9 protein-coding genes are annotated in these 12,921 nt (G+C 53.6%); 8 read left to right on the forward strand and 1 reads right to left on the reverse strand.

Translation table 11 applies throughout. The annotated features are described in order from the left end of the window. Positions 1-273: 273 nt before the first annotated feature. The 6 genes from DYU11_RS05380 (at position 274) to DYU11_RS33590 (ending at position 8,242) form a co-directional block, all read left to right on the forward strand. Positions 274-1,350 carry a hypothetical protein gene (locus tag DYU11_RS05380; protein WP_119666569.1) on the forward strand — a complete coding sequence of 359 codons (1,077 nt, stop codon included), beginning with the start codon at positions 274-276 and terminating at the stop codon, positions 1,348-1,350. Between the two features lie 12 nt (positions 1,351-1,362). Further along, positions 1,363-2,850 carry an MBOAT family O-acyltransferase gene (locus tag DYU11_RS05385; protein ID WP_119666570.1) on the forward strand — a complete coding sequence of 496 codons (1,488 nt, stop codon included), beginning with the start codon at positions 1,363-1,365 and terminating at the stop codon, positions 2,848-2,850. 273 nt (positions 2,851-3,123) lie between these two features. Next, complete coding sequence (locus DYU11_RS05390; RefSeq protein ID WP_119666571.1) at positions 3,124-4,386, forward strand: DUF418 domain-containing protein; 1,263 nt, start codon at positions 3,124-3,126, stop codon at positions 4,384-4,386. Positions 4,387-4,447: 61 nt separating this feature from the next. Beyond that, positions 4,448-5,011: a cupin domain-containing protein gene (locus DYU11_RS05395; RefSeq protein ID WP_119666572.1), complete on the forward strand. Its 564-nt coding sequence runs from the start codon at positions 4,448-4,450 to the stop codon at positions 5,009-5,011. 163 nt (positions 5,012-5,174) lie between these two features. Beyond that, the gene (locus tag DYU11_RS05400) at positions 5,175-6,470 is read left to right on the forward strand and encodes a serine hydrolase (protein WP_119666573.1); all 1,296 of its coding nucleotides are present in this window, start codon (positions 5,175-5,177) and stop codon (positions 6,468-6,470) included. Between the two features lie 14 nt (positions 6,471-6,484). Further along, the gene (locus DYU11_RS33590; protein ID WP_119666574.1) at positions 6,485-8,242 is read left to right on the forward strand and encodes an amidohydrolase family protein; all 1,758 of its coding nucleotides are present in this window, start codon (positions 6,485-6,487) and stop codon (positions 8,240-8,242) included. Positions 8,243-8,291: 49 nt separating this feature from the next. Here the strand turns inward: DYU11_RS33590 and nadC are convergent, their stop codons facing one another. Beyond that, positions 8,292-9,140, reverse strand: coding sequence for a carboxylating nicotinate-nucleotide diphosphorylase (nadC, locus tag DYU11_RS05410; protein ID WP_119666575.1), 849 nt, complete (start codon positions 9,138-9,140; stop codon positions 8,292-8,294). 142 nt (positions 9,141-9,282) lie between these two features. Here nadC and DYU11_RS05415 point away from each other — a divergent pair, with 142 nt between their 5' ends. Together DYU11_RS05415 and secDF are read left to right on the forward strand one after the other, a co-directional pair. Further along, on the forward strand, positions 9,283-9,657 hold the full coding sequence (locus tag DYU11_RS05415) for a hypothetical protein (protein ID WP_119666576.1): 375 nt from the start codon (positions 9,283-9,285) through the stop codon (positions 9,655-9,657). A 104-nt stretch (positions 9,658-9,761) separates the two neighbouring features. Then, a complete protein-coding gene (secDF, locus tag DYU11_RS05420; protein ID WP_119666577.1) occupies positions 9,762-12,845 on the forward strand; it encodes a protein translocase subunit SecDF in 3,084 nt (1,027 codons plus the stop codon). The last annotated feature ends 76 nt before the right edge of the window (positions 12,846-12,921 follow it).

The raw sequence follows: 12,921 nt of genomic DNA on the forward strand, positions 1-12,921 counted from the left end.
CCGTTCACACAATTGCCTCTACCGTTCGCTCAAGCAAAGCCACATCGTTACGCATTGATTTACAGATTTATATGGATGTTTACCGAGGTCCTTCATCCTGCTTTCTGGAACTGGGATGAGGCATAATACCGAGTAGCTATGGTATCGACTACGGCAGGCACTAACGATTAGTTCGAATGTGGCCGACTCAACTCTGATCGATATGGATTAGTCCAGACAATCTTACCAGACGACTCAATCATTCTTACAAACAAAAACCCAACCCGTATCAACATGAACCCAACGCACTACCTCAAATCCACCTGGCTAACCCTGCTACTCGTGCTGACTTTCATAGTTAGCTGGGAAGCTTACTGGCGACACAACCACTACGTATTGGCCTACAACGACGACGAAAGCCTTTGGGCTTATACCCGTCAACAGATCTACCAGAGCAGTCCAGCGCGACCCGTGCTGATTGGCTCCTCCCGGATCAAATTCGACCTGGACCTGGCTACCTGGCAACGCATCACCGGGGAAAAACCGATTCAGCTCTCCCTCGTCGGTACGTCGCCCCGGCCGGTGCTGACTGATCTGGGCAATGACCCCAATTTTAAAGGAACCTTGCTGATCGACGTAACGGAGCCTTTATTTTTTACACCAACGGGTGCTTTTCCCGAAAAGGAAGCCGCCAATCGAGTTGCTGCCTATCCCAACTGGTCACTTTCGCAGCAGGCCAGCTTCCAGATCAACCGCGTTCTGGAAGCGAATTTTCTGTTTCTCGATGCGCTGAATCTGTCGCTGAATCCGATTCTGAATCAGCTGCCAATTCCGGAAAGGCCCGGTACGTGGGGTGGTCCCAAATTTCCGTATGAGTTTGCGGTTAATGGATTAGACCGGCAAACGCGCATGACCGATGCCATGGTCGCGGATACGGCCATTCAGAACAAAGTAAAACGAATGTGGCTGGAAATTGGGGCGCATAGCCCCCGGGGCGCAATAGCCGGCCCACCCCTGCTGGACATTCTGAAGGCGACGAAGCGGTCGGTCGATCAGATTCGGGCGCGGGGCGGCCAGGTTCTATTTATCCGAACGCCGTCGGATGGGCCAATGTATCAGGCTGAAAAACAGATGTTTCCACGGACACAGTACTGGGACCGACTGCTCTCCTACACCCAGGCGCCGGGCATTTATTTCTCTGATTATCCGGCCCTGACCCGCTTTACCTGCCCGGAATGGTCTCACCTGACGCCTAAAGACGCCGAACGCTTCACGCAGGCATTGATCCCGATCATCGCGCAGAAAACGGGCTGGTCGTTGCAACGAAATTTATCCGCATCGTCATCAAAATCATCTTCCTCGTCCTTTTAACGCACCCTGATCATGGTCTTTAATTCCTATACCTTCATCGTCTTTTTTGCAGTCATCCTGGTGCTCCACAACCTGCCTTTTTCGTGGAAGGTAAAAAAGATAAACCTGCTGCTGGGCAGTTATCTGTTCTATGCCCTCTGGAATCCACCCTTTATTCTGCTGCTATGGCTGTCAACAGTCGTGGATTTCTACATGGCGAAGCTCATTGCTATTGAACAGCGGCCCCGCAACCGCAAACTCCTGCTGACGGTCAGTCTGATTCTCAACCTCGGCATGCTCTCGTATTTTAAATACGGCGGGTTTCTGCTGGAAAATTTCACGGCGTTGCTGTCGGCCGTGGGCATTACCTTCCAGGCTGCGAAGCCCGACATCATCCTGCCGGTTGGCATCTCGTTCTACACCTTCGTTACGCTCTCGTACACGCTGGATGTGTACCGGCGCAAATTCGCTCCTGAGCCTTCGTTTCTGAATTTCGCCTTGTTTGTTACGTACTTCCCACACCTTGTGGCCGGCCCCATCGTGCGGCCGGAAGACCTGATTCCGCAGTTCAAAACGCCCCGCCGGGCCACGGCAGAGCAACTGAGCTGGGGACTGTTTTTGCTTTCGCTGGGCTTATTCATGAAGGTGACGATTGCCGACGGGCTACTGGCCGATACCGCCGACCTGATTTTCGGCTTGCCGTTTCCCGTACAAACGCTCGATGCCTGGATGGGCGTGCTCGCCTTTTCGGGGCAAATCTTCTGTGATTTTGCGGGGTATTCAACCTGTGCTATTGGCGTGTCGCTTTGTTTGGGAATCGTACTGCCCGACAATTTCCGGTATCCGTATGCGGCCATTGGCTTTTCGGATTTCTGGCGTCGCTGGCACATTACCCTCTCCACGTGGCTGCGCGATTACCTCTATATTCCGCTGGGTGGCAACCGGCAAGGCACCGTCCGAACGTACATCAATCTCATGATTACCATGCTGTTGGGCGGACTCTGGCACGGCGCTTCGTGGACATTCGTGGTTTGGGGAGCGCTACACGGTTTGTTTCTCTGCATCGAGCGTTTCTGGCGAGACAGAGTTGCTCGTCGCCAGCTCGTTCGGGCGGAGGTTACCACCGGAGGTCAGGTAATCAGCCGTGCGGCCGTTATACCAGCCATACCGATTTCCAGCCCATTGGCGCAATTCGGGTTAGCGATGCTAACGCTGTTTCTGGTAAACATTACGTGGGTCTTTTTCCGGGCTCCAACGTTTGGTGGCGCTACTTTACTGCTGCTGTCGATGTTCGGGATTATTCCTGATGGCGCACCCATGCTCACAAATCTGGCTATCCTGACGGTCAGTATTGTCACGGTTGGTATCATTATCTGCCACTGGCTGATGCGAAATAGTTCGCTGCTGGTCCTATCGCAGCGCCTACCCTGGTGGGGATTGAGTCTGGTCTGGTCGAGCCTACTGATTCTGGTGATCCTGACCCAGAAAAGCAGCGGCTCGTTTATCTACTTCCAGTTTTAACTCTCAAGTGCGTTGGCGTTTATCAACTCTTATCAACATGACAACTCCCATTTGACGAATAGACAGATGTGATCTGTTGGCCTTTACTGATCAGCCGACCGGAAGAAAAGCCAACGCAACAGTGACCATTGTGGACTAACAAACCCGACGCGCGAACTAAATCACCTGACAGGCAAAGAATTACGTTTTGACTTGCCGAACTGGCAGTTCAACACTGACCCCATTGGTCGTGAAAGCACCCGCAGCTATTCTTACTCAAATCATTTGATCCGTATGGAATCTGCTTCGATAAAACACATGGACCGCATTCAGGTCATCGATGCCCTGCGCGGCTTCGCGCTCATCGGCATCATCGTCGCTCATAGCAGTGGTCAGTTTCTGGCTGGCCCCTCTCCGGCTGACTACAACATTCTCTTTTCGCCCCTGGACAAGTGGGTTAGTGACCTTGGCACGTACCTGACCTTTGGTAAGTTCTTTACTATTTTCTCCTTTCTGTTTGGGCTGAGTTTTGCCATTCAGATGGACAGCGCAGCCCGGGCTGGTCGCTCGTTTGTGGGTCGTACGCTGTGGCGGTTAGTGATTCTGTTTGCTATTGGCTTCATCCACAGTCTGTTTTATTCAGGTGACATTCTTCGAATTTATGCCTTCCTCGGCCTTCTTCTGCTTCTTTTGCGTCGGCTACCCAACGGCGTAATCCTGACCATCGGTACGCTGTTGGTACTCAATGCCCCATTGCTGGTGGGTCGGCTGGCTTCTCTAAATACCCCTCCACCAACAGCCGCTCAGGTGGCAGCGAGCCAGAAAGAAGGCGCCGTATTCGCCAAGATGGCTGAAGAAGGTTATCGGATTAAAAGCAGCGGTACACTCGCTGAGGTTATCGCGATGAATGCGCGGGAGGGATTGATCGGCACTCTGTTTTTCCAGCTTTTCACAGGTCGTTTGTTCATCACATTCGGCTTGTTTCTACTGGGCCTCTACGTAGGGCGCAAGCGCTATTTTACCGACACGCCACCCCATCGACAACTCTTCCGACGTTTGCTTGTCTCGTCTGGCTTGCTGGCCGTAATATCCACCACAGTAGTTCTGCTGACCGGGGGTGTTACGTTGGGGCCGCCAGTTCCGGGGTGGCAGAGCGTTGTTAATTTGACGGCTTTCGACGTGCATCAGGCAAGCCTGTCGGCGTTTTATGTGGCGGCCGTTACGTTGCTGTTCTGGCAAACCAAAGCGGTTTTTTTGCGGTCGCTGGTGGCCGTTGGACGGATGGGGCTGACCACCTATCTGTGCGGGAGCGCTTTTGGCGTACTTGTCTTTTTAGGGTACGGCTTAGGCCAGATCGGCAAACTCGGCATGGCCGCGTCGGTTGGTCTGGGGCTGGCGTTCTTTGCCTTGCAGATTCCCTTTTCAAACGGGTGGCTGAGCCGCTATCAATTCGGCCCGGTCGAGTGGCTATGGCGGTCGCTGACGTATGGGAAAGCGCAGCCGTGGCGTAAAAAGACTACGCTCCGGCAGGCAAGCGATTTACTTACCGCAGAATAAACCGCTGACTATCAATGCTTAGCAAATTTGTAAACTTTACCTAAATAACTGATCCTTCGCTATGCAACGACGTTTGTTTCTCCAACTGCCTTTAGTGGCCTCTTCATTCGCCTTTGTCTTACCACCATTAGCTGAGCTACGTAACGCCACTCAAAAGTTACCTAAAAAAGGGGTTTTGGTCAGAGCGGGTCAAGATCGGTACGACCAGCCGTTTAAGTTCCTAGATGCCACCTTTACTGTGAAGGTGTCGGGTAAGGATACTGACGGGCGCTGTGTTATCTTCGACACCCTTCGACATGAAAAGGTTGGCCCGATGCTACACGCCCATACCGACTGCGATGAGTGGTTTTTTGTCATGGATGGTGAATTCAAGTTCCAGGTAGGCGATGACATCCTTCGTCTAAAAGCGGGCGATTCGTTGTTGGCTCCGCTGGGTGTACCTCATGCGTTTGTAAAAACCAGCGAAGGAACAGCCCGTCTGGTTATCATGCACCAACCCGCCGGTACAATGGAAGAGCATTTTCGCACGGCCAGCTTAGAACCAGACCAGAGTTTGGAGGCTCGACGGGCGCGAGCCGAAAAACACGGCATGCGTTACATTGGGCCGCCACTCAAACCGGATTGACATAGCCATTTTACGCGCAATCGATAGTATTCCTACAGTTTAACCAGAACACTGGTCTTTATCTCACATGACCGTTTGACAATCACCCCGGTACGGGGCTGCTACGGCGGGGCCGTTTGTTACGTAGCGGACTTTTCTATCCGAATTTCGTATTTTGTTGGCCATGCAGCGATTTACGACCCTCTTGCCTGGCCTTCTCACGCTATATTTCCTGACGAGCTTCGGGCAACCCCGAACCGATTCATTCCTTACAAAACGCTTTGCTGCCAACCAAAACGCTACGTTCCAACGGGTTATTCAACACCCTGAAACGTACCGGTTGCAGATCATATATACGCAGATAAACCGGGATAAGAACAACGTACCCACCTTTACCAACTACTATTTCCGGGTCGACAGCACGGAGTATTTCAATCCGGCGTCTACCGTCAAACTGCCATTGGCTTTGTTATCGCTGGAGAAGCTCAACAACCTGAAAAATCCGCAGGTGACGAAGTTTACGACCATGCAGTTTGACAGCGCCTACAGCAGGCAGACGAACGAATGGTACGACACCACGGCTCAGACCGGCTATCCGTCGCTCGCGCACCTGATCAGAAAAGCCTTTCTGGTCAGCGAGAATGATCCGTACAGCCGCATGTATGAGTTTGTCGGCCAGCAGGCTATCAATCAGTCGCTTCATGCCCGGGGCTACCTCGACACCCGCATCACACACCGCTTCGTGCGGATGACGGCCGAGGAAAACCGCCACACCAATCCGGTCCGGTTTATGCAGGACGATGGTAAACTGATCCTGGCGCAACCGGCAGCCTATAATGCTGTGCCGTTCGATTTCAGCCGCACGGCCCGACTGGGCAAAGGCTACTACGTCAGGGACAGCCTGATTAATGAACCGTTTGACTTCACGACGCGGAACAAGCTGCCGCTGGAAACCTTGCACCAGATTCTGCGCTCGACCCTGTTTCCCAACTCCGTTCCGGCCAGTCAGCGGTTCAATGTAACTGACGACGATTACCGGTTTCTGTATCAGTACCTGTCCCAGTATCCGGGCGAAACAAACTTCCCCAAGTATGACGCTGCGCAGTATTACGACAGCTACGTTAAGTTCTTTTTCCGCGACAGCGTACATAAACAGATGCCGGATGGCGTTCGGGTGTTCAACAAAGTAGGCTGGGCGTATGGCTTTCTGACGGATGCCTCGTATGTGGCCGACTTTACCAACAACGTGGAGTTCATGCTGTCCGCAACGATCTACGTCAACAGCGACGGTATTCTGAACGACGATACCTATGAGTACGAACAGACAGGCCATCCGTTTCTGTACCAACTGGGTCAGACGATCTATCAGTACGAGCTGACACGTAAACGACGTAACAAACCTGACCTCAGCCGCTTTCGCGTACCGTATGAAAAGCGGCTGAACGACCGGCGGCCGGTCGTTAAAGATGTTGATAACTAACCCTAAACTGATTCATGAAACACCTATTACTCGTTCTAACCCTCAGTGCCTCTCTGGTGGTGCGGGGCCAACCTACTGATTCCAGCCGAACCGCCACGTTACCCGGTCAACCCGTCATGATCGTAGGGGGCAACCTGATTGATGTCGAAACGGGTAAGGTACGCGAGAACACCAGCCTGCTGATCGAGAAGGAAACGATTACGAAAATCGGCAAGAACCTCAAGGCGCCGGCCGGTGCTACGGTCATTGATGCCAAAGGCAAATGGTTGATTCCGGGATTGATTGACAGCCACATTCATTTGTTTCAATCCGGCAGCATCTACACCCGGCCCGATGGCGTCGACCTGACAAAATACCGTCCCTACGAATCCGAACGCCAGTGGCTGCGCGACAACATGGGCGATCTGCTACGTCGGTATCTGGCCAGCGGCATCACCACCGTCATCGATATCGGCGGGCCGCTGTATCATTTTCCGTACCGCGACCGCTTCAACCGCAGATACGTCAGTCCGCAGATACTGATGACTGGGCCACTGGTGTCAACGTACCAGCCGGAAGCGTATAAAATCGATGATTCGCCCATTATCAAAGCCAACACGTCGGAGGAAGCCCGCGACATTGTCCGTCGGCAGTTGCCTTACAAGCCGGATTTTATCAAAGTCTGGTTTATTATCCGCGGTATGGGGAAAACCGGCGAAGAGATGATCCCGGTTGTACAGGCTGCCATCGACGAAGCGCACAAAAACGGGCTGAAGTTGGCCATTCACACGCAGGAGTTACTCGCGGCTAAACTGGGCGTAAAATACGGTGCCGATTTTCTGGTTCACAGCCCGGAAGACGGCATTGTGGATGACGAACTGATTGATCTGATCCGGAAGAACAACGTCAGCTACTGCCCCACCATGATCGTGAACCGTGGCTTCATAGGCTTCTTTACCGACAACCGGAAGCTTACGACCTACGAATTCAGCCGGGCGAACCCCTACGTCCTGGGCACCCTTTTTGACTTTAAACACCTGCCGGAGCCGGAAATTCGCAAAGAATACGCCAGCATCCTAACCAGCCAGTCGTACCAGAACCGGGCGGCCCGAGTCGACTCGATCAAACGGGCGAACCTGAAGAAGGTCTGGCAAGCGGGCATCAACGTAGCCGCCGGAACGGACGCCGGCAACCCGGGTACTTTCCACGGTACGTCGTTCATCGATGAGCTGAAGGCCATGCAGGCCGCCGGACTAACCAACGCCGATTTGTTGAAATCCTCCACGATCAACGGCGCCCGAATTTTTGGTAAAGAAAAGCAAATGGGGAGTTTAGCCGAAGGCAAACTGGCCAACGTGGTTATTCTGAAGCAAAACCCGCTCGAAACCATCGACGCACTGACCAGCATTGAAACGGTGGTGAACCGTGGCTACGTAACCACCCCGGAGCAACTCCTGCCCGACAGCCCGACCGACCTGGCTCAGCGGCAGCTGAACGCCTACAACGCCCGCAACATCGACGCCTTCCTGGAGCCGTATGCCGACGACGTGGAGATCTACACCTTCCCCGACAAGCTTCTGTACAAAGGCAAAGAGGCTATGCGAAAGCAGTACAGCGGTATGTTCGAGCGAACCCCGGTTCTTCATTGTGAACTGGTCAACCGTATTGCCGTTGGTAATACAGTGATCGACCACGAAAGCGTGACCTTTGCCCCAGACCGCGAGCCGGTGAAAGCTGTAGCCATCTACAAAATCGAAAACGGTAAAATTGCGAAAGTTTATTTTGCCCGTTAGCGGAGCAGCACTCAATGGATGACCCTCCAGCCATCCATTGAGTTTCGGCCTAATACGCTTTCAGGCTCAGGTCCAGGCTTCGAACCCGGTGGGTCAGGGCGCCGGACGAGATGTAGTCCACACCCGTTTCAGCATAGGCACGGAGCGTCGTTTCGTCAATGCCTCCGGAGGCCTCCGTAATAAACCGGCCGTTGATAAGCCGCACCATATCCCGAACGCCCTCGGGTTTGAAGTTATCCAGCAGGATGATGTCGACCTTGGTTCCTTCCAACTGGCCGATGCGAAGTACCTCTTCGACTTCGGCGCGGTTGCGGGTCTCGACCTCGATGCGCAGTGAACGATCGGTTTCGTTCAGATACGTGTTTGCTTTACGAATGGCCGCTTCGATTCCCCCGGCATAATCCACGTGGTTATCCTTGATCAGAATCATGTCGAACAAGCCGAACCGGTGGTTGATGGCTCCACCAATTTTCGTCGCAATTTTTTCGCAGATACGGAAATTCGGCGTGGTTTTACGGGTGTCGAGCAACTGCGCCCGCGTACCTTCCAGCAGATTCACCATCTGGCGGGTATGCGTAGCGATACCACTCATTCGCTGCATGCAGTTGAGCACCAGCCGCTCGGCTTTCAGGATCGACCGCGCATTACCACTGACGGTCAGTACCACGTCGCCGGGCGTGATGGCCGACCCATCGGTGAGCAGTACGTCTACCTGAAGCGCGGGATCAACTTCCGCAAAGATGGCCAGCGCTACGTCGACGCCCGCCAGAATACCCGCTTCTTTTACCAGCAGCCGAGCCCGTTTCTGCGCATCGGCCGGAATGGTTGATAATGATGTATGGTCACCATCGCCGACATCCTCAGTCAGCGCTAATTGAATAAATTCCTGCAGATTCATGGGCGAAAGTTAACGGTTTCTTCACAAAACGACCTGTTGAACTATTGTTTTGCCCAATTAAAAACCTACTGAATTTATAGATTACCAAATACTTGCATTGTTCAGAAAATGGTACGAAATTTGTCTTACTTTTACCAATTCTATGAAACAACCGCGTGTCATTCAGCGTCTTTCGAGCCTGCTTCTGGCCACATTTCTGCTTTTCACGGCAGTTTGGGGACAGGGTGGCCTGATGGCGCAACACGCCGTGTCGACGAAAGCGGTAAAAGAACAGCAGCAGAAAACCCCCGATTCACATACATCGGATGCACAGCTGACAACGGCTTCGTTCGAGGCTGTCGTTACGCCGGCCGTTTCGTTTGATTTCAACCAGACGGCATTTCTGCTTCCTGCGCCTACGCTGCTTATTCTGCTGCTGCTGAGCGTACCTCTGCTACGGTACTTCACCTTACCGCATTATTATTTCTCGTTTTTCCGCCACGTCTTTGGGCATCATATTGCCACGAACGCGCCCTAACGTTTCGTAACACGGCCCTATTGGCGCCGATTGTCTCTTTCTATCTCTTTTATTTTCACTAATCAATTATTTCTCCGCACGGACTAACCATCCTTGCTACTTGTATGCAAAACCGAACCGGAATAATCATTCTGACGGCGGTAATTGCTCTGCTGAGCATTTATTATCTGTCATTTTCGTTCGTATCGCGCAGCATTAAGGCCGACGCCGAAGCGTATGCGACGAACAAACAGGGCGTGGTCGACCGCGCCAAAAAACAACGCTATCTGGACTCGCTCTGGAAAGAAGAAGTGTACCTCGGCAACACGCTGCAGGAAGTAACCGAGCGGGAACTGGGCCTGGGTCTTGACCTTCAGGGGGGTATGCACGTCGTGCTGGAAGTATCCCCGGCCGACATCCTGCGGGGGCTGTCCGGTAATAACCGCGACCCGAAGTTTAACCAAGCGCTGAAACAAACCATTGAAGACCAGAAGCGGAGCAGCGCCAGCTTCGTAGACCTGTTTGTCGACAATTACAAGGAGCTGGCACCCGGCACCAAACTGGCCAGTGTGTTTGCCACCAGCGCCAACCGGGGTAAAATTAACTATCAGTCGTCGGACACCGAAGTTCGGCGCCTGCTGAACAGCGAGGTTGAAGACGCCATCAGCCGGGCTTACCAGATCATTCAGGCCCGTGTCGATAAATTTGGGGTAGCAAACCCGAACATCCAGCGGCTGCCGGGCTCTGGCCGGATTCAGATCGAATTGCCGGGAATCGATAACCCCGAACGCGTACGTCGCCTGCTGACGGGCGCGGCCAAGCTTGAGTTCGTGGAAGTGTACCGCCTGAACGAACTGGCCCCCGCTATTGAAGGCATGGGTGCTTACCTCGTGAAGCAGGAAGCCGCTCGTAAAGAAGCTCAGAAGGCAACGGCTGGAACCCCGGCTACAACGAGCGCCACCAGTGGCAGCGGCACGTCGAGCCTTGAGTCGCAGTTGGCCCAGCGTAATCAACCGGCCGATTCAACCAAGAAAGACACCACGGCACAAGCCGCCCAAAGCACCGCGCTGACGCAGTTGTTCATTCCGATTTCGCAGGATCAGCTTGGCGTATACCTGAAAGATACGGCCCGCGCCAATGACGTACTGAACGACCCGGAAGTACGGACGCTGTTCCCGGCCGACGTAGCTTTTTCGTGGGATCGGAAAGCCATTGAAACCAACGACGGTAAAGAAATCCTGCCGCTGTATTTCCTGAAGAAGCCGGGTGGCCGCGCTCCGCTGGAAGGGGATGTGATTACGGATGCTTCTAACGACTACGACGACCGTGGCCGGCCGGAGGTGACAATGAACATGAACGCCGAGGGTGGCCGCAAATGGCGTAACCTGACAGCGGCTAACGTAGGCCGTCCGGTTGCCATTCTGCTCGACAACCTCGTTTACACCGCGCCGAACGTACAGAACGAAATTCCGAACGGTCGCTCCAGCATCTCGGGTAACTTCACCGTTGAAGAAACCAAAGACCTTGCGAACGTCCTGAAAGCTGGTAAATTACCCGCCCCGACCAACATCGTGGAAGAAAGCGTGGTGGGCGCAACGCTCGGTTCAGAAGCCGTTCAGGCGGGGGTACTGTCGTCGGTAGTGGGTATCCTGCTGGTGCTGGCGTTTGTGGTGTTCTACTACAACCGGGCCGGTTTCATCGCTGACCTTGCCCTGTTCGTCAACCTATTCTTCCTGCTGGGTGTCATGGCCTCGCTGGGTGCCGTGCTGACTATGCCGGGTATTGCCGGTATCGTACTGTCGATTGGTATGGCCGTCGACGCCAACGTTCTGATTTTTGAACGCATCAAGGAAGAACTCGCCCTGGGTAAAGGATTTAAAGTTGCCGTCGCCGATGGTTTCAAGAACGCCCTGTCGTCGATCATCGACTCGAACGTAACGACGTTCCTGACGGGTGTCATCCTGTTCATTTTCGGTACGGGTCTGATTCTGGGCTTCGCTACGACGCTGATCATTGGTATCCTGACGTCGCTGTTCGCGGCTATCTTCATCACCCGCCTGATGTTGGAATACTACATCCGGAATGGCAAAACGCTGTCGTTCAGCTCAACCTGGGCGGCTAAGTTGTTTGCCGATTCGAATTTCGACTTCGTCTCACGCCGGAAGCTGTATTACACGGTTTCGTCGGTTATTATTGGTCTGGGTATCGTTTCGATCATCTTCAAAGGCTTTGGCCTGGGTGTAGACTTCAAAGGTGGCCGGTCGTATGTAGTGCGTTTTGAAAAAGCCATCAGTACCGACGATGTACGTGCCTCGCTGGAGAACGTACTGGGCAGTGCGCCGGAAGTAAAGACCTACGGTGGTACGGGTATCGGTGCCAGTCAGGTAAAGATCACGACGCCGTATCTGGTAGACGTAAATACCCCGGAGGCCGATAAACAGGCAGAAGCAGCGATCTACAAAGGTCTGTCAACGATTGCGAACAACCCGGCAAAGATTGAAAGCTCGCAGAAGGTAGGGCCAACCATCGCCTACGACATTCTGACCTCGGCCCTGTGGTCAATCCTCCTGGCGGTAGCGGTCGTATTTGCCTACATTCTGCTCCGGTTCAAGCGGCTGGCATTCGGATACGGTGCGGTGGTGGCCCTGTTCCACGACGTACTCGTAATTCTGGCTATCTTCTCGATTTTCAACGGTATCCTGCCGTTCTCACTCGACGTCGACCAGGCGTTTGTGGGTGCCCTGCTGACCATCATGGGTTACTCCATGAACGACACAGTCGTGGTGTTTGACCGCGTTCGGGAGTACCTCAACGAAAACCGGGGCAAGAACGAAAGCATCCCGACGATCATCAACAACGCTCTGAACGCTACGCTGAGCCGCACGGCCGTAACCGGTTTCTCAACCCTGCTCGTGCTGCTGGTGCTGTTCATCTTCGGGGGCGAAACCATCCGGGGCTTCTCGTTTGCGATGCTCATCGGGGTTGTGGTTGGTACGTATTCGTCACTGTTCGTGGCTACGCCGATCGTGGTTGACGCCCTGAGCCGCGACCAGGAGAAAGAAGGCGATGCGCCGACCGGAACGACTGACAAACGGCTCGATCCGGTTCCGGCCGACTTCACGACCAAGGCCGCTCCGACGCCCGAAGAATTTACGGCCAAGAAGGAGAAAAAACCGAAAACGCCCCTGATCCGGCCGTCGCAGTCCTAAACCATGGGCGAATGAGTGAATTAGTGAGTGCGCGAATGTATTTACTGGAAAATAGTCGCTGCTTTACTAATTCACT

The organism is Fibrisoma montanum (assembly GCF_003583365.1).
Taxonomy (GTDB): Bacteria; Bacteroidota; Bacteroidia; order Cytophagales; family Spirosomataceae; genus Fibrisoma; species Fibrisoma montanum.